Source organism: Bradyrhizobium cajani (assembly GCF_009759665.1).
Lineage (GTDB): Bacteria > Pseudomonadota > Alphaproteobacteria > Rhizobiales > Xanthobacteraceae > Bradyrhizobium > Bradyrhizobium cajani.
On record NZ_WQNE01000016.1, the window covers coordinates 22,471 to 40,956 of the forward strand.

An 18,486-nucleotide genomic window follows, 5' to 3' on the forward strand; every position below is an offset into this window, starting at 1 on the left:
AATGAATTGGCGCCGCCTCATGAGAACCCTCTCCGTCACCCCTGTTGCGGCGCCGAGCAGGCTTCGGCGCAGCCGTGTCCGGCTTGCGCATTCTCTTTGAGGATACGCGCGAATTCACGCCAATAGAGCCTTCGCCAGTTTGTCTTCAAGCTGGCGAGAAAATCGAGCTCTCGTTGCGTCAGCGTGCACATCGCGCTTCAGGCCACAAGGCCCCCCATGGGCTTGACGTCTGCGCTGCCGGGAAAGACAGCGTCAGCCAGCACCGCCTCCTCGACGCGTAAGTGATCCCTGAGCAGGCCCTTCAGCACGGAACGCAAGTCCGTGGTCGGCTTGAGGTCGCGATCCTCGAACAGCTGCGCCGGCTTCAGGCCCGGCCAGTCCGCGATCACGCGGCCGCCCGAGAGTGCGCCGCCGATGAGGAAGGCGACCGTGCCGGTGCCGTGGTCCGTGCCTTGCGTGCCGTTGATGCGCGCGGTGCGCCCGAACTCGGTGACGACGGCGACGACCGTCTCGCGCCATGCCTCGCCCATGTTGCTCTCGATCGCCGCGAAGGCGCCGTCGAGCGCGCCGAGCAGATTGTAGAGCTGCCCCGAGGCCGCGCCTTCGGCAATGTGCGTGTCCCAGCCGACGAAGCCCATGGCGCCGACACGCGGGCCGTCGGCCTTGGCGAGATAGCGCGCCGCGGTGCCGGCCGCCTCGGCAAAGTAGGCGCGCACGCGCGCGATGCCCGGTGGCGCCAGCGTCGGATCGTCCGACATCGGATCGCCCGTGCCCATCGCGCCGTCGAGCGAGGCGAGTTTCATGCGCGCCTGGAGCACGGTTGCAAGCTTCGGATCGGTGTGCTGGTAGAGATCGAGCAGACGGTTCTGCGTGTCCTCGCTCGCCGGCAGCAGCTTCCGCGGCACCCATGTCATCACAGGCGCGGCGCCCCGCACCACCAGCGGCGTCACCGAGCCGATGCCGAGCGCGCGGCTGCCACGTGGATCGACGCGGCCACCCGACTCCAGCGCGAGCAGCGCGCGGTTGAGCCATCCCGAGGCGGTCACGCCGGGCTTGGACATGCCGCTTTCGAGCACGTCCTGGCCGTCGAAATGCGAGCGATCGCGATAGGGCGTCGCGACGGCGTGGACGATCGCGGCCTTGCCGGTCCTGTAGAGCCGGTGCAGGTTCGGCATCGCCGGATTGAGCGCGAAGAAGGAATCGAGCGGCAGCGCCGGCGGCTTGCCGTCCAGCACCAGCGCGCGATCGCCGCGCAGGGAGATCCAGTCGGGATCGCCGACCGGCGCGACCGCACCCAGCCCATCGAGCGCGCCGCGCAGAACGATGGCGAGCAGGCGCGGATCGCGTCCTTCGGCGCGCGCGATCCGCGGCATCTGGCTCCATGCGAACAGCGCGCCAGAGCCGACCAGAAGCTCGCGCCGTGTGGGCAGGTGATCGACGAAGCCCATGCTCACCTCCTCTGAAAATCCGCCGACATGAACAGAAGCGCGAGCGCCTGCTGCCGGCTCTCGGCGCGGCCGACCGCCTGCTTCACCTCGGGCGCGACCTGCGATGCGAAGACATCCTCGATGATGACTTGCGGATCGGCCATGCCGGTGATGCGCTCGGCGAAATAGTTGGCGACGTCGAGCCGTCGGCCGACGCCGTCGATCCAGCTGGCCTCGTCATCCGGGTAGCCCTTTGGCGCCGGCGGACGCCACAGCGCTTCGCCAAGCAGTTCCTGGCCGCCGGTGAAGCGCACCGGATCGACCTGAGTGATGCCCGTCGCGCGCACCATGCCGACGACCCATTCGCCGGGACGCTTGAGCTTCGACGGCGGCCCGCGCCAGGCGTCGTCCGAGGACACCATGGTGATCGCGACCTGCTTGAGATCGCCTTCGGTGTCGCGAAAGGTCTTCGCCATCTGCTCGACGAGGGCCGGCGGCGGCTCGTCGGCGACGAAATGGCGCGCGAGCTTGGTCGCGACATGGGTTGCGGTCGCCGGATGCGCGGCGAGGTCGCGCAGCACGGCGCGGCCCTGCTCGGCGTCGTCCTGCTCGTAGCGCTTGCCGAGCACGGTCTGGCCGCCGGGCTCGTGCAGGCGCGGATTGAAGGTGAACTCGCCGCCGTGCTGGGGATCGGCGCCCGGCGGCACCAGCGTCCAGCCGGTCAGAACGTTGGCGAAGCTGATGACGTCGTCCTGCGTATAACCGGTGCGCACGCCGAGCGTATGCAGCTCCATGATCTCGCGCGCAAAGTTCTCGTTGAGGCCGCGGCTGCGGTTGATGCCGGCCGTCGAGTTGGCGCCCATCGATTCCAGATGGTCGAGATAGAACAGCATCGCCGGATGGCCTTCGACGGCCTGGAGCAGGTCGACGAAACGGCCGAGCGCATTGGCACGAACGGCTTCGCGTTCATAGGCACCGGACATGCTCTGGATCCGGTTGGCCGACACGCAAAAATGGTTCGACCAGAACCACACCAGTCGCTCGGCAAAGCCGATGTCGGCGGCAAGCGCAGCTTCCGTGCGCAGCTTGGCTTCCTGCAAATAGATCGGACGGCCGGGATCGGGAATGGCGTCGGCGGCCTGCTTCGCCGCCATTTCGGCGGCGTCCTTCTGCTCGCTGTAACCCTGCGCCTGTCCCTCGGTCTGCGCCTGAGCCTGACCCTGGTCGCTCGAGGCAGCCGGCGCTGCAGCCATCTGCTGCTTCTTGGCCTGCTGCTGCGCCTGCTTGGCGCGCGCGGTTCGCCGCGCGTTGGCATCGGCGACGGTGCGATAGGCCTTTGCGCTGGTGGGAAGACTGGCCGCAGCGCTCAACACCAGCGGCCGGTCGAGCTCCGCGATCAGCGCGCCGCGCGGATCGGTCCCGACGGCGGCGATCGATCCCGGTCGCGGCCCCATCCCGAAGCGATGCAGCGTCAGCACGGCTTCGGTCTTTGCAGAATTGCTCATGGCGAATGCCCAATTCCTTCAAGCCTGCCCTACGGCGCGCCGTTCGAGGCTACGAACCGTAATGCTACAAACCGTAGCATTCGCGACGGAAGCCCGCAAGCGGAGATTGAACGCTCGCCGTCACATGATCGGGAGCCGCCGGTCTGGCAGACCGGCAGCGGGATGTCGTCGCTAGAAGTTCGGCCCGAGCGCGATCTTGGTGATCGTGCCGTTCCTGACGCCGATGCGCCATTCCGCCGAACCATTGGCGAACTGGGCGACATAGATGTCGCTGTCGAGCGCGGTGACGCCGCGGAAGGAAACCGCTCGCAGCGCGCCAAGCCGCGCCAGGATCGCCTGGTCGAACGGAAGCTGCTGACGCGTGATGTCGGCCACCTCCGACGTCATATACCCGTAGTCCGGCCGTCCCTTGCTAACGCCCTCGATGTAACGGCGCAGCATCTCCTCGCCGTTGGCGATCGGAACGGCACGGCGGGCGGCGCGGCCCGGCCTTGCGCCGAGGTTTGAAGCCTCGACATTGTGGAAGCGCGTCTGCCGGCCCGGCATCAGCACCTCGAGGCATCGCCCCGCCTTGTCGGCAATGACCCAGGCATTGTTCACGGTGGTCGTGGCAAGCCAGGTCATGTTGGGTCTGACGACGCTCTGGCTCTTGCGGCTGCCGTCGGCAGCGAGATTGAAGATACGGATGTCGTCGCCGAGCTCGTTGTAGACCATGATCCGGATCGGCGAGGTGCCGGCGCGGCCGCGCACATTCGCCTCTTCCGAGCAAGGCAGGATGCCGCCCAGCTCGTCATTGCCGTCGGCCCGGAAGATGACGTCGCCGGCCTTGCCGTCGGGCTCAAGCAGCAGGCGGAATTCCGCCGTGCCGTTCTCGAACTTCGCGCCATAGATGTCGTAGCCGCCGGGGCCGACGCCGCGGAAGAAGATCGACTCGAGGGCGCCGAGCGCCACGAACGTCGCCTGCGTCTCATTGAGCTGACGGTGGACCTTCGCAGCCAGCGGTGCGCTCATCCGATCGTAGTTCGGCGTGCCGTGGCGCAGATCCTCGATCCCGCGCAGGATCATCTCCTTGCCGCCGGCGACGGGGACCTGTTCGCGGAACCGATCCGGCACCTCCGCAACGCGGCGCGCGAAGTCGGCCTCGATCGCCTGCGCCGTGGCCGCATCGATCCGCGGCGCGAGACGCGCGCCGAACACTGCATTCTGCACCAGCACGCGTGAGACCTTGGCCTGTTCGTCGCGCAGGAAGATCAGGAGGTTGTCGCCATGGATCGAGAAGACGTCGGCACCTTCGGCGAGAGGCGCTGCCGGGCCCCGCACGGTTTCCTGCACCTGGAGACGATCCCCGTCGCGGCGCACGGTGAGCACACGGCTCGGCGTGACCCTGTACCAGCCGACATATTGATCGAGCGCAGCGGAATCGGCCGCCGCCGTCGGCATCTCGGCGACGCGAACCGCGCGGATGTCGCGGCCATTCATGCGCAAGGTCAGCTCAGCCGAGCGACGCTCGGCATCGACCGGGAACGTGATCTCGCCGGACGAGGCCGGGTAGGATGCGATGCCATCACTCCCGACCGTCAGACGCAATTTGCGCTGCCCGGTGAGCTGGCCGTAGATCTCGTCGCCCTCGCGGAAGATGGCGAACACCGAGGCCGGGCCCATGGCGTAGAAATTGACGAAGGGACGGTAATGCTGGGCCGGCACCTCGCCGAGATCGGCGGTGACGGGCGCAAGGTCCGGCGTGCGATAGGCGATCATCCCTGCGGACACGATCACGACCGGTGCGATCGCGGCCGCGATCCACAGCCGCTTGCGCCAGCCGACCGCAACGGGCATCGCGGCGGCCGCGATGATGCGCTCGACACGGGCGCGCACGGTCGAGGCCCGCGCCATCGCAAGCTCGACCGGCCGCGGCTTCATGCTGGTGGCGACGTCGAGCAGGATTTCCGCATAGGACAGCCGGTCGTCGATCACCTCGATCGCGCGGGCGTCGCTGATGATCTCGGCGAGCTCGGCAAGACGCGCGAGCTGCCACCACGAGAACGGGCTGAACCAGAACACCGCGCGATTGATCGAGGCCAGCAGCAGGACGTAGAAATCGCGATTGGCGACATGCGCGCTCTCATGCGCGAGCACGGCGAGGCGCTTCTTCGCATCCCAGCCGGCAAATTGCGGCGGCACCAGAATGGTCGAGCCGAAGGTGACGGGACCACCGACGTCGCGGCTGACGCGTACGTCGGCAGCGATCATCTGCGCACCCGCTATCGGCTTCGCCGCCCGTGCCATGCGCCAGGTCAGGCAGAGGCCGATCATCAGCCGCAACAGCAGGCAAGCCGTGACGCCGGCATAGACGATGGTGGCCACCAGCCACCAATTGATCGAGAACCCGCCTCTGGCCGGCGCGACGATCGCCGCGCCCGATGCGACCGGCAGCGCCGGCTGCGACATCTCCAGCATCGAGAGGTCAGCCGGCAGAAAATCGTCCGGCGCGGGCATCGGCACAGCCAGCCGGGTGATCGTGAGCGTCGGCCAGTGCATCACGAAGGGCATCGCCAGCGATGCCAGCAGCACGACGACCCACGCCGTCATATGGACGTGCGGATTGCGCACACGAAACAGGTTGAGACCGAACCAGACGACGCCTCCCAGCACAAAGGAGCGCAGCGCCGCCTCCGCCAGAGTTGCGATCATTCTTTCTTCACTCCCCTCGCCTTCTTCGCCCTGGCCACCTGGTCGGCCAGCGTGCGCAGCTGTTGCTGATCGAGCATCGCATTGTCCACCATGCCGACGAGGACTTCCTCGACCGAGCCGTTGCAGAACCAGTCGACGATGCGCTGCACCGCCTTGGCCGCGACACGCGAGCGCGGTTCGGCGGCCTGGTAGACGTAGGTGCGGCCGTCCACGGTGTGGTTGGCATAGCCCTTTTCTTCCAGCCGGCGCAGCACCGTGCGGACCGTCGATTCCTTCAGCCGCCGCGGCAACCGCTCACGCACGACCTCGGCCGTGACAGGACCATGGGCCCAAACCAATTGCATGACCTCGCGCTCGAGGTCGCCCAGTTCGGGCAAACGATCGTCCATGGCACCTGACCTTCGCATTTTCTTGTAACGCTACAGATCGTCGCACACAGGACCGCGCCACGCAACGGCGATTCCACCTGAAATGGTATCGCCGTGCTGACCTAACCGCCGGGACAACGCTCGCGAGTCGGATGGATTTTCGACCTGGCTCGCAGTGTGCCTTGCCCCTCACCCGGATCGCTAACGCGATCCGACCTCTACCCGCCCAAGAGCGGGGAGAGGTTAGGAAGGCAAGCTCTCTCACTCCCTCTCCCCGTTCTTACGGGGAGAGGGTGGGGTGAGGGGCTGCGTTCGCGGGTTCGATCTAAATTGTAAGCGTCAATACTGCGGCACGTACATCTGCGACTGGACCAGGTCCTTCACGTCATTGGGCGCGGGTCCGTCCGCGAGGCCGCGCTGATGGGCCACGTCCGCGACGGCCGCGGCGATGCGGACCGAGACCTCGCGAATGCGCGGCAGCGCCGGATAGAGGCTGCCCTGCGCGAGGTCCTCCTTGCCGACGCAATCGGCCAGCGTATGGGCGGCCGCCATGAACATCTCGTCAGTCACCAGCCGCGAGCGGCTGGCGATGACACCGAGGCCGACGCCGGGGAAGATGTAGGAGTTGTTGCCCTGGCGCGGCACGAAGGTGCGGCCGTTGAGCGTCACGGGATCATAGGGACTGCCGCAGGCGAACAGCGCACGGCCCTCGGTGTAGCGGTAGGCATCCTCTGCCGAGCACTCCGCCTTCGAGGTCGGATTGGAGAGCGCGAACACGATCGGCTGCTCGTTGAGCTCCGCCATCGCCTTGAGCACGTCGGGCGTGAAGGCGCCGCCGACCGCGGCGACGCCGATGATCGCCGTCGGCTTCAGCGTCTTGATCGCGGTGAGGAAGTCGGCGATCGGTGCCTGATCGGAATGTGCATAGCGGAGCTTGTGGCCAGAGAGGCCTTCACGCCCGCTGACGACGAGGCCGCGGGAATCCACCAGCCAGTTGCGCCGGAGCGCTTCGGCTTCGGAAAGCCCCTCCGCCATCATGGCGGAGACCACGAGATCGGCGATGCCGGTCGCCGCCTCGCCTGCGCCGAGGAACAGGATGCGCTGATCCCTGAGCTTGCCGCCGGAGACGCGCAACGCCGAAAACAGGCCGGCAAGCGCCACCGCCGCGGTACCCTGGATGTCGTCGTTGAAGACGCAGGCCTCGTCGCGATATTTGTGCAGCAGCTTGAACGCAGAATGGTTGGCGAAATCCTCGAACTGGATCAGCACGCCCGGAAACGTCTTTCGCGCGGCCTGCATGAACTCGTCGACGAAGCTGTCATAGGCCTCGCCCGTCAGCCGCCGCTCGCGCAGGCCGAGATAATAGGGATCGGCCAGCAGCTCCTCGTTGTTGGTGCCGACGTCGAGCACGATCGGCAGGCAGAGCTCGGGATGCACGCCGGCACAAGCCGAATAGAGCGAGAGCTTGCCGACCGGAATCCCCATGCCGTTGGCGCCGAGATCGCCGAGGCCGAGGATGCGCTCGCCGTCGGTGACGACGATGAGCCTGGCCTGATAGGGCCAGTTCTTCAGGATCTCCGCGATCTGGCCGCGATCGCGCGAGGAGATGAACATGCCGCGCGGCCGCTGGAAGATCAGGCCGTATTTCTGGCAGGCGAGTCCGACCGTCGGCGTATAGATGATCGGCTGGATCTCGTCGATGTTGTCGACGACGACGCGGAAGAACAGCGCCTCGTTGCGGTCATGCAGTGCATTCAGCGCGACGTATTTCTCGAGATCGGTCGGCAGCGTGCGCAGATTGGTGAGCACGCGCTGGGCCTGCGTCTCCATCGTCAGCACGCAGGGCGGCAGCAGGCCACGCAGACCCAGCGTCTCTCGCTCCGCTTCGGTGAAGGCAGTGCCTTTGTTGAGCAGGGGATCGCGCAGCAATGTCATGCCGTGCGGCGGATGGGACGATGTCGACTGGGCCGCGACCCGAGCAGGTCTATTCACGAATTCCCCCAAGGAGTTTCTTATTGAACCGCGGGCATTGTCGGCCACCGCTCCGCGGAGATCAAGAACGTTGGGACTCGTGCATCGATTGTGATCTCGCACCGCAGCGAGATTTCATGCGAGAGCGACGCCCGCGTGACAAAAGGTTAACGCGGCAATGCGCTCCTCATGACGACAGATTGAGAGCGGGCCTTTCTCTCTCCTCTCGTCATTCCGGGGCGCGCGTCAGCGCGAACCCGGAATCCATTGCACGGCCGCCTCTGCGCCCGATGGGATTCCGGGCTTGCGACTTCGTCGCGCCCCCTCATTCCGCAGGGCAATCGCATATGGCATTTTGCGCGACCTGAGCGCGCGCCTCGTCCTTCGAGACGACCGCTTCGCGGTCTCCTCAGGATGAAGCTAAGCAAGCATCGGTGCTCGTTGAAACTACAGCCGCGCACTCAATCCTCATCCTGAGGGCCCGCCAACGGCGGGCGTCTCGAAGGATGGCCACAGGCGAAATCGCTCCCATATGCGATTGCCCTGCGGCACGAGGGGAGAGCCTCACAATCTTCAGGGTGAGGCGTTAGGGTGAGAGAGGCCGCTGCCTGACGCGCGGAGGCAAGCCGGAAGATTGTCGGGCCGCTAGCCGGCCGCCCGACGCGGCGTCAGGTTGGCGGCGTTGTCGGCCGGCGGCGCGACATGCATCAGGATCGTTTGCGTCGCGGATGCGATCTCGATCCCGTTCTGCTGGAAGCGCAGCTTCATGCGGCGGTTGAACTCGCGCTGCACCGGCCAGCGGCCGGCCTCGGTGCAGCGGATCTGGCCGACGATCGACACCATCGCGCCATCGACCTTGTCGATGCCCCAGAGCTCGAGGTCGCCGCGGATCAGCGGGCGGAAGTCCGGCTCGCGCCGCATCTCGTCGACAATGTCCTTGAGGATCTGGCCGGCGCGGTCGGTGTCCTCCTTGTAGGCGACGTTGACGCTGACCGAAGCGTTGCCGGCGCCGCGGCTCGCATTGGTGATGGTCGTCACCGCGCTGAACGGCACGATGTGCACGGCGCCATCGCCGGCGCGCAGGCGGATGGTGCGGATCGAGACGTTCTCGACCACGCCCGTCAGCCCCGACACGCTGACGGTGTCGCCGACCTGGACGGTGTTCTCCAGCAGCAGAAACAGGCCGGTGATGAGATCCTGCACCAGCTTCTGCGAGCCGAAGCCGATGGCGATGCCGACGATGCCGGCGCCTGCGAGCAGCGGGGCGACATTGACGCCGATCTCGCTGAGCGTCGTGAGGCCGACGACGGTGGCGATCAGGCAGAGCAGCGCCGTGCGCAGCATCGGCTGGAAGGTGCGCAAGCGCGCGGCGCGGGCATAGTGCCCGTCCCGCGACAGTGCATTGATCTGACGATCCAGCAGCGCGTTGCTGGCTTCCCAGATCGCCGCCGCGATGAACACGGCGAGGCCGATCGTCACGACGGCCGAGATCAGCCGGCTGCCGATCTGGCCGCCATAGAACCAGACGATAGCATCCACGCCCCAGACCTCCAGCACGGCGACGAAGCCGATGAAGGCGATGACGCCGGATACGATCTTGCGCAGCAGCGGCAGATAGCGGTTGGCACGGGTCTCCAGGCCCGGAAAGCGCTGAAGGATCTCCGGCTTGATGCGAAAGCCGCGGTCGATCAGGCCCAGCGTCAGCATGATGACGACGCGCGTGATCAGCGCCACCGCGATGGTGCCAACGAAATATTGCAGCAGCAGCGAATAGCCGTTGCGGATGTTCAGCGCCCACACCGCCCACAGCGCGAGGTCGAGCGCGATGGCAAGATAATGCCAGCCGCCGGCGATGCGGTTGCGCAGGCGGGCGCCGATCCCCTGGCGGTCGGCCGGCGCGCGAATGGCCTCGGCGACCTGCCGGCGGCATTGCAGGATGATGACGACGATGAAGAGGTGCACGACCAGCATCACCATACGGAGCAGCGCCGCGTAGCCGGCGCGATGCAGCCCGAGCAGCAGCGCCACGTTGGCGAAGGCAATGCCGGTGACGCCGACGCCGACGATCCGGCGCGCCCAGATCTCGATATAGGCCGCGGTCTCGGCGCGAACCGGCAACAGGCCGAACGGCCCCGCCAGCGCACGGACCAGGCAGATGAGTCCGCGTGAGAAAGCATAGGCGTTGACGACTGCGAGGATCACGAGGCGCACGGTGGTGGGCTCGCCGATTTGCGTTCCGAGCAGCGCCGTGGCGACGCCCACAAAGACGAACACGGGAAGCAGTTCGAGCACGAAGCGCCCCAGCACGAAGGGCAGCCGCAGCATGACCTGCCAGATCCGCGCTAGGCTATGGCGGCGCTTGTGCAACTCCGGCTCGGGCGTGACATCGGTAACGGATGACGGCGGGTCGGCAATGGGCAGCACCTGCGCCGGCAGGCGCGCGGCCTGCGGCACGCGTCCTTCCAGGAACGCGACCGGACGCCGGATCAGACGGAAGATCACCCATTCGGCCGATAGGGCGCAGCCGAGCACCAGCGCGAGCTTCCAGGCGATCTCGATCAGCAGATTGTAGGCCGCAGGATCGTTGGCTGTCCGCATGATCCAGTAGTAGAACGCCGGAAAATGCGTGAGCGTCCGCGCCATGCTGGTGATCTCGCTCGAGATCTCGCCGATCTGTTCCGACACCGTGAGCAGGAGCTGCGCGCCGAGGCCGTCGGCCGAGAGAGGGATTGGCGACTTCTGCTCGGGCGCAGGCTGCCGCTGACCGGACGCCTGGGCGATCGCGCGCAAGGTGTCGATCATCTGCGCGCGCTTCTGGTCGTCCTGGAGCGTCTCCAGCGCGCGCCTGGCTTCATCGGGCGAGAGCGTGGTCGCAGCGTTGCCGGCGGGCGCAGGCGGCGCGGCGCGGACGCCGGCGAGAGAGGAGATTGCGAGGAAGAAGGTGACGAAAAGCGGGATGAGCCTATGCGACACGCGGATTCCCTGAAAAAAATAGATGCGCCGTCGGCGTCTTGGTCGCCGAAGCGCATGCGTCATGTCGGATGGAGTTATTCGCCCCGAACCTGTGTCGGAAGTTTGCCAACCCGGCGACATTCTCTTGGCATTTGCCGCAGCGCAGGATCGGGAACCGCTGCATCAGTGCGGCCGCGCGCTAATCGGGATACGGCGCAAGCAAAAACCTCTCCCGTCATTCCGGGATTTGGCCCGGAATGACGGCGAGGAGGAAGAGGAGAGAAGAAGCAGGATTTCAAGAACGGCCGGTGGGGCGACCTCATCTCGGCCATCCAGCGCGGCGCTTCATAAAATACAGCGCCGGGCAGGTAGGGGCTTTGCCTCACTGATGCAGCCCACTAAACCTTGACCCGGCGTGCCGTTCGCGGTTTCCGCCGCTATGCGATAGTCCGAACGAGCTCCATCGCACTTAACGCGGCTGGATTTGCGGAGGTGGCGTCATAGACCTCCCCTTGCTCATGAGGTGGACGTTGCGCGTCGCGTTTTCGCGACCTTGAAGATGCTCCTCCTGCGACACAAAACTGTCAAGCGGGATCAATGGTCTGAAGGATCACATTTGAGCGCGCCGGTTCCGCACGCCGCCATGCACGCCTTCGTCAATTGCCGATGCTTCTGCGCGCGTTCGGGATTATCGAGGGCCGATGGTGCGATGGTGATATCGTGCCCCTGTTTTGCCCGACGTGTCAAACGGTTTCGTAAAATCCGCAAATCATTTGCATTAGCTGTCAAGCCATTGATTCAGCTGCCCTCGGCTACTGTGCATGGGGTTGTATTCGCAGTTCTTGTTCGTGACCATGCGCGCACGGGCCCGGGCGCCTAGAGAAACATGTCCGTCAGATCGACGGTCGAGGCGTTTCCGATCCGGTCAAAGTTTATCGCCAGCCAGGTTCGCGCCGCCGCGCGGCCTTCATCGCGCAGGCGGCGCAAGAGGCTCCATTCGGGATGGAATTGCGTGGCCGTGCCGAGCTGCGACATCAGCTGGTCGTTGCCGATCCAGTGCATGTACATGCGGCTGTGCCGGTCGCTGTCGAGCTCGCCATTGTCGATCAGCCGCGTGGCGAAGGCGATCGCGCGCATCTCGCGCATCAAGGACGAATTGAAGCTGATCTCGTTGATGCGGTGGAGGACGTCGGCTGCACTGGCCGGCAGCTCGTCGCGCCGGATCGCCGTGACCTGCACGATGATGACGTCGTGGCTGCCCTTGCGGTAGATCAGCGGATAGATCGCGGGATTGCCGAGATAGCCGCCGTCCCAATAATGCTCGCCGTCGATCTCGACGGCCTGGAAATAGGGTGGCAGGCAGGCCGAGGCGAGCACCGTGTCCGCGGTGAGAAGCGGGCTTTGGAACACCTTGATCTTGCCGGTGCGGACATTGGTGGCGTTGAGGAACAGCTGCGGCGCCTCCGGCGAGGAATTGAGCCGGTCGAAATCGACCACGCGCTGCAGCAGCGACCGGAGCGGATTGAACTGGAACGGATTGAGCAGGTTCGGCGGCAGCGTGTGCGTCAGCGTGTGGATGAAGGCGTGGACCGGATGATATTCCGGCGGCAGCTTCAGGGCCTGGATCCACTGGTTGAGCGGCGAGAACAGGTCGTACGCCATGTCCATGCGCGACACTTCCTGCCAGAACGCGTGCAGGTTCTGCCGCGCGGCCTCCGCGCCTCCGTTCGCCATCCCTGAGGCCATCACCACCGCATTCATCGCGCCGGCGCTGGTGGCGCTGATCGCCTCGATCGCGAGCCTGCCATCCTCGAGCACCTGGTCGAGCACGCCCCAGACGAAGGCGCCGTGCGCGCCGCCGCCCTGGAGCGCGAAGTTGACGTTCTTTCGGTTCGCGGTCTCGCTGACTGTCACTTGGCTCGCTTCCTGCCTCCCTTCCCCTCTTTCTCCAGCGCCTTGCGCACCTGCTCGAATTCCTCCAGCGAGGCCTTGTCGGCGCGCGGAAAGCGCAGGTCCAGCTTTTCCAGCGCAGCATTGATCACGGAGCCGATCACCACGCGCGCGAACCATTTGTGGTCGGCGGGCACGACGTACCATGGCGCATGTGGCGTCGACGTGTGCCGCACGATGTCCTGATAGACCGCCTGGTAGCGCGGCCACAGCGCGCGCTCCTTGATGTCGTCCATGGAGAACTTCCACTGCTTGGCCGGCTGTTCCAGCCGGTCGAGGAAGCGCTGGCGCTGCTCCTCCCTGGAGAGGTTGAGAAAGAATTTCAGCACCACGGTGCCGCTGCGGCAGAGATAGCGCTCGAAGGCGGAGATGTCCTCGAACCGCTCCTTCCAGATGTTCTTGGTCACGAGCCTCGGCGGCAGCTTCTCCTTGGCGAGGATTTCCGGATGCACGCGCGCCACCAGGCATTCCTCGTAGTGGGAGCGGTTGAAGATGCCGATATGGCCGCGCTCCGGCAGCGCCAGCACATGGCGCCAGAGGAAGTCGTGGTCGAGCTCCTTGTTGCTCGGCGCCTTGAAGGCATGGACCTCGCAGCCCTGCGGGTTGATGCCCTCGAAGATCGCCTTGATCGCACTGTCCTTGCCGCCGGCATCCATGGCCTGGAACACGATGAGGAGCGACCAGCGGTCCTGGGCGTAAAGCTTCTCCTGAAACCCGATCAGCCGCTTCTTGTTGGCATCGAGGATCTCCTGCGCCTGCTCCTTGTCGAGATCGCCCTTCTCGTCGGTCTTGTAGTCCTTGAGGTGAAACTTCCCCGATCCGTCGTAGCGGAACGGCGTAATGTAGCGGTCAAGTTCCTGGGCGATCGATTTGGACGGCTTCTTGCTCATGAGTTCGGGGACACCTTGCGTTGCGGCTTCAGCCGGTCGAGCACGCTACCAAGGATGCCCTTGGGAAGGAATATGATGAAGAGGACGAGCAGCACGCCATAAACGAGGTTGTCCCAGCCGACCGCCTTGGTGCCGAAGCCGATGCGCAGGGTCTCCGCAAGCAGGATGGTGATGATGGCACCGACCGTCGGGCCGAGCGAGACGAACAGGCCGCCGACGATGGCGGCGAACACCATCTGGAGCGACACCGCAATGCCGCTGATGGTGTCGGGCGTGATGAACATCTGGTACTGGCAGTAGATCGCGCCGGCCAGCGCCGTCATCAGGGCGCTGAGCAGCGTGATCTTCAATTTCTCCGCGGTGACGTTGACGCCGGCGGCGGCCGCAGCGTCCTCGTCTTCCGAGATCGCCTCCAGCGCATAGCGGGCCATGCTGCGGTCGACCAGGTGCCAGACCACGAGGCCGGCAAGCCAGACCGCGAGCGCGATCAGGTACCAGGTTGTCTTGTCGTCGAACTGCAGGGCCAGCAGCCTGTTCGTCGCCGCCCGGTTCGGCGTATAGCCGAGCGAGCCGCCGGTATAGTCGCGCGTCGCCGTGATGACCTGGAGCACGATGCCGGACAGCGCCAGCGTCACCAGCACGAAATAATGCCCGGTGATGCGGAAGCGGAAGCAGGGATAGCCGACGATCAGCGCCAGCGCGCCGGCGGCAACCATGCTGATGGGAATGCCGATCCACGGCGTCAGGCCGAGATGATTCCAGAGCAGTGCGGTGACATAGGCGCCGATCCCCATGAAGCCGCCGTGTCCGAGCGAGACCAGGCCGAAGCGCCCCATCATCGACCAGGACGTATAGGCGAACGACCAGATCAGGATCAGCACCAGGATGTGCAGGTGATAGGGATCGCGATAGACGAAGGGCAGCGCGACCAGCGCCGCCAGCCCTATCCCCCAGGCTGCAAGCCGCCCCTGCCCCATCATCGCCGCCTCGCCAGGAGGCCCGCGGGCCGGATGAACATCATGACGATGAAGAAGGCGAAGGCGAGCACGTAGCCCCATTCGAGGTCGGAGAACAGGCCGCCGAGCGAGATGATCTCGGCGAACACGAAGGCGGCGATGAAGCCGCCGATGAAATTGCCCAGGCCCCCGAGCACGCAGATCAGGAAGGTGATCGGCCCGAAGGAGAGGCCGACGAAGGGGTGCACGTCGTATTGCAGCACCAGGAGGCAGGCGGCGAGGCCGGCGAGCGCGCCACCGAGCGCGGAGGTGATGAGATAGATCCGCCTGGCGTCGACGCCCATCAGCGCCATGATCTGCCGGTCCTGCGAGATGGCGCGGATCGCGGTTCCGGTGAAGGTCCGTGTCATGAACAGATAGACCGCGACCATGCCCACCAGCGCCGCGACGAAAGACAGCAGCCGTGCATAGCTGAAGTTCATGTCACCGAAGGCAAGCACCGGCAGGCGGATGCCGAGATTGCGGAAGTCGATGCCGAAGGCGACGGTGGCAAAGCTCTGGAGCACGAACAGCACGCCACCGGTCGCGAGCAGCTGGTTGATCGGCGGCGCGGTCAGCAGCGGCGCGATCACGAGGTAGTGCAGCGCCGCACCGAGCACCGCAACCAGCAGGATGGTGAGCGGCGCGGCAACGAAATAGCTGACGCCGTAAAACTGCACCATGAAGTACATGGCGTACATGCCGATCATCACCAACTCGGCGTAGCAGATCCAGGTCACGTCGATGACGCCGAAGATCAGGTTGAGGCCGAGCGCGAGCAGCGCCAGCACGCCGCCGAGCAGGATGCCGTTGATCACGGCCTCCAGCAGGTAGATGTCGAATACGTCGAAAAATGCTTGCATGCCTGCACGAACCTCACACCCCGAGATATGCTTCCTTGACCGTGTCGCTCGCCAGCATCTCGGCCGAGGTGCCCGACGCCCTGATCGTGCCCGCCTCGATCAGATAAGCGCGATCGACCACTTTCAGCACCTGCTGCACGTTCTGCTCGACGATCAGCACCGTCAGGCCGCTGGCGCGGATCCGCTTCACCAGCTCGAACACCTGCTGCACCACGACCGGCGCCAGCCCCGCCGAGGGTTCGTCGAGCAGCAGCAGTTTCGGATTCGACATCATCGCGCGGCCGATCGCGCACATCTGCTGCTCGCCGCCGGACATGGTGCCGGCCATCTGGTGCCGGCGCTCCTTCAGGCGCGGAAACAGGTCGAACACGACATCGAGCCGCTCGGCATAGTGGCCGCGCGCCTCCTTCATGAAGGCGCCCATCTTGAGATTGTCGTCGACCGTGAGCTGCGGAAACAGCCGCCGGTTCTCCGGCACATGGGCGATGCCGAGGCTGACGATCTTGTGCGGCGGCGTCGCCTTGAGGTCGACGCCTTCCATGGCGATCGAGCCGCGCGAGGGCCGTATCAGGCCGGAGATGACACGCATCAGCGTGGTCTTGCCGGCGCCGTTCGGGCCGATGACGCCGACGGCCTCGCCGGCCTTGACCTCGAGATCGACGTCGAACAGCGCCTGGAACGTGCCGTAGCCGGCATTGACGGCGCGGAGCTCCAGCATCACTGCCCTCCCGCGCGGCGGCGCGCTTCGGCGGCCGCGGCCTGCGTGGTCTCGGCATCGGTGCCGAGATAGACCTCGATCACGCGCGGATCGCCGGCTACCGCGCTCGGCAGGCCTTCCGAGATCTTCTCACCGTGATCGAGCACCATGACGCGGTCGACGACGCGCATCAGCACGCCCATGATGTGCTCGACCCAGATGATGGTGATGCCGAGCTCGTCGCGGATGTTGCGCAGCATGTCGGCGGCCTGGTCCATCTCGGCCTCGTCGAGACCGCCGAGGCTCTCGTCGGCCAGCAGAAGTTTTGGCGCGGTGGCGAGCGCTTTGGCAAGCTCGAGCTTCTTCAGGCCGGCTGCACCCAGGCCATCGACGCTGGCATGGCGATCGGTCGGCAGGCCGACCATGGCGAGCGAGCGCTCCGCCGCCTCCTCGGCCTTGACTCGACTGTGGCGGCCCTGACCGTAGAAGCCGGCGAGCGCGACATTCTCGAAGATGGTCAGCCGGCGGAACGGGCGCGGGATCTGGAAGGTGCGGCCGATGCCGCTATTGATGATCCGGTGCGGCGCGAGGCCCGCGATCTCATGACCGGCGAACAGGATCGAGCCGGAGCTCGGCGCCAGCGTGCCGGAGAGCATGTTGAAGATCGTGCTCTTGCCCGAGCCGTTGGGTCCGATCAGGCCGAGGATCTCGCCCTGATCGACCCTGAACGAGACGTTGTTCACGGCCGTGAAGCCGCCAAACCGCTTCACCAGCCCGCTGACTTCCAACACCGGAGCACTCCGCCGCTATTGGTTGCTGTAGGTGGTGCCCTTCGGCAGCGGCAGCACCGCCTCGCGCTGCGCCTGGCTCTTGGGCCACACCACGGAGGATTTGTCGTCGATGTACTGGATCACGACTGGGAACGAGCGCTCGTTCTGGCCCGCCATCGGCGTGCCCTCGCCATAGAACTTGACGCCGAAGCCGAGCATCGTGCCGCCTTCGGGTATGTCGGTGTCGAGCGCCGCCTTGCGCAGCGCGTCGGGATCGACACCGCCATATTTCTTGATCGCGCGCGGCAGCACGTCGGCCATGAAGATATAGGTGTTGGAGGCGCCGATGCCGACATGGGCCGAGCGGATGGCAACACCCGGCCTGATCCTGTCGAACTCCTCGCCGACCATCTTGATCACGGGCGAGAGCTTCGGGTCCATGGTCTTCTGGTTGGCGAGCCAGATCGAGATCGGGTCGGCGTTGAAGATGTAGGTGGCGTCCGGGCCCATGCCCTCCTTCAGCTTCTCATAGACGCCGTACCCGGCGCCATGCCCCATCAGCGCGCCGAACTTCAGCCCCTGCTCGCGGGCCTGGCGCAGCAGCAGCGTGATGTCGGGATTGTAGCCGGTGTGGAAGATCACGTCGGGCTTGGCGCGCTTCAGCTTGGTCACCAGCGCGGAGAGATCGGGCGCGGTCGCCGAGTAGCCTTCCTTCAGGACGACATTGAATCCGGCCTTCTTCGCGCCGGCCTCGTTGCCCTTGGAGACGTCGACGCCATAGGCGCCGTCCTCGTGGATGATGGCGACGCGCAGATCCTTCGGCTCCTTGCCGAACTTCTCCTTGGCATTCTGCGCGATGAAATCCATCGTCATCATGCCGAACTGGTCGCCGCTCGCTTGCGGGCGGAACACGTATTTGTAGCCCTTCTCGTTGAACACCGCCGACGAGATGCAGGTCGTCATCCACATGAACTTCCTGAGCTGCTCGACGCGGGCGGCCACCGGTACGCATTGCGCCGAGGAGAAGAAGCCGAGCACCATGTCGACCTTCTCCTGCTCGAGCAGGCGAACGGATTCATTGATGGCAATGTCGGGCTTGCTCTGCGCGTCGGCGTAGACCGCCTCGACCTTGTAGCCCTCGACGCCGGACTTGGCGAAATGGTCAAGGATGATCTTTGCGCCGACATAGTTCAGCTCGGAGCCGCCGCCCGCGAGAGGCCCGGTCAAATCAAAAACGACGCCGATCTTGATCTTCTTCTCTTTGCCTTGATCTTGGGCCTGGGCGGATGCCGCCAAACCCGTCGCGGCAATCGCGACCAACAGCCCACGTACCAAACGGGCAGCCATGCGCAGGCGCATCAAAACCTCCCTGGGCGATTGTGCATCGCATTCTTGTTGCTATTGCTT

At 65.5% G+C, this 18,486-nt stretch carries 12 protein-coding genes and 1 pseudogene; all 13 read right to left on the reverse strand.

Features of this window, described 5'->3' with window-relative positions; all coding sequences use genetic code 11:
- Nucleotides 1-197: 197 nt before the first annotated feature.
- Nucleotides 198-1,448 carry a DUF1501 domain-containing protein gene (locus GPL20_RS19715; RefSeq protein ID WP_157331171.1) on the reverse strand — a complete coding sequence of 417 codons (1,251 nt, stop codon included), beginning with the start codon at nucleotides 1,446-1,448 and terminating at the stop codon, nucleotides 198-200.
- Between the two features lie 2 nt (nucleotides 1,449-1,450).
- Nucleotides 1,451-2,932 (reverse strand): DUF1800 domain-containing protein, encoded by a 1,482-nt coding sequence (locus tag GPL20_RS19720; RefSeq protein ID WP_157331172.1) that lies wholly within the window; start codon nucleotides 2,930-2,932, stop codon nucleotides 1,451-1,453.
- A gap of 171 nt (nucleotides 2,933-3,103) precedes the next feature.
- Complete coding sequence (locus GPL20_RS19725; RefSeq protein ID WP_157331173.1) at nucleotides 3,104-5,623, reverse strand: M56 family metallopeptidase; 2,520 nt, start codon at nucleotides 5,621-5,623, stop codon at nucleotides 3,104-3,106.
- Entirely contained in the window at nucleotides 5,620-6,012 is a 393-nt protein-coding gene (locus GPL20_RS19730; protein WP_157331174.1) for a BlaI/MecI/CopY family transcriptional regulator, read from the reverse strand. The genes GPL20_RS19725 and GPL20_RS19730 overlap by 4 nt, the downstream gene beginning before the upstream one ends.
- Nucleotides 6,013-6,330: 318 nt before the next feature.
- Nucleotides 6,331-7,983 carry an NAD-dependent malic enzyme gene (locus tag GPL20_RS19735; protein ID WP_309143238.1) on the reverse strand — a complete coding sequence of 551 codons (1,653 nt, stop codon included), beginning with the start codon at nucleotides 7,981-7,983 and terminating at the stop codon, nucleotides 6,331-6,333.
- Between the two features lie 624 nt (nucleotides 7,984-8,607).
- The gene (locus tag GPL20_RS19740) at nucleotides 8,608-10,935 is read right to left on the reverse strand and encodes a mechanosensitive ion channel domain-containing protein (protein ID WP_254126044.1); all 2,328 of its coding nucleotides are present in this window, start codon (nucleotides 10,933-10,935) and stop codon (nucleotides 8,608-8,610) included.
- A gap of 855 nt (nucleotides 10,936-11,790) precedes the next feature.
- Complete coding sequence (locus tag GPL20_RS19745) at nucleotides 11,791-12,828, reverse strand: patatin-like phospholipase family protein (protein ID WP_254126046.1); 1,038 nt, start codon at nucleotides 12,826-12,828, stop codon at nucleotides 11,791-11,793.
- A complete protein-coding gene (locus tag GPL20_RS19750) occupies nucleotides 12,825-13,754 on the reverse strand; it encodes a polyphosphate kinase 2 family protein (protein WP_157331175.1) in 930 nt (309 codons plus the stop codon). Before GPL20_RS19750 ends, GPL20_RS19745 begins: the two co-directional genes overlap by 4 nt.
- Nucleotides 13,714-14,734, reverse strand: a pseudogene (locus GPL20_RS19755) (branched-chain amino acid ABC transporter permease). Before GPL20_RS19755 ends, GPL20_RS19750 begins: the two are co-directional and overlap by 41 nt.
- Nucleotides 14,731-15,612, reverse strand: coding sequence for a branched-chain amino acid ABC transporter permease (locus GPL20_RS19760; protein WP_157331176.1), 882 nt, complete (start codon nucleotides 15,610-15,612; stop codon nucleotides 14,731-14,733). The pseudogene GPL20_RS19755 and the gene GPL20_RS19760 overlap by 4 nt, the downstream one beginning before the upstream one ends.
- A gap of 13 nt (nucleotides 15,613-15,625) precedes the next feature.
- Nucleotides 15,626-16,330, reverse strand: coding sequence for an ABC transporter ATP-binding protein (locus GPL20_RS19765; protein ID WP_157331177.1), 705 nt, complete (start codon nucleotides 16,328-16,330; stop codon nucleotides 15,626-15,628).
- Complete coding sequence (locus tag GPL20_RS19770; RefSeq protein ID WP_212434468.1) at nucleotides 16,330-17,100, reverse strand: ABC transporter ATP-binding protein; 771 nt, start codon at nucleotides 17,098-17,100, stop codon at nucleotides 16,330-16,332. Before GPL20_RS19770 ends, GPL20_RS19765 begins: the two co-directional genes overlap by 1 nt.
- A gap of 15 nt (nucleotides 17,101-17,115) precedes the next feature.
- Nucleotides 17,116-18,438, reverse strand: a complete 1,323-nt coding sequence (locus tag GPL20_RS19775; protein ID WP_157331178.1) for an ABC transporter substrate-binding protein — start codon at nucleotides 18,436-18,438, stop codon at nucleotides 17,116-17,118.
- Between the last annotated feature and the right edge of the window lie 48 nt (nucleotides 18,439-18,486).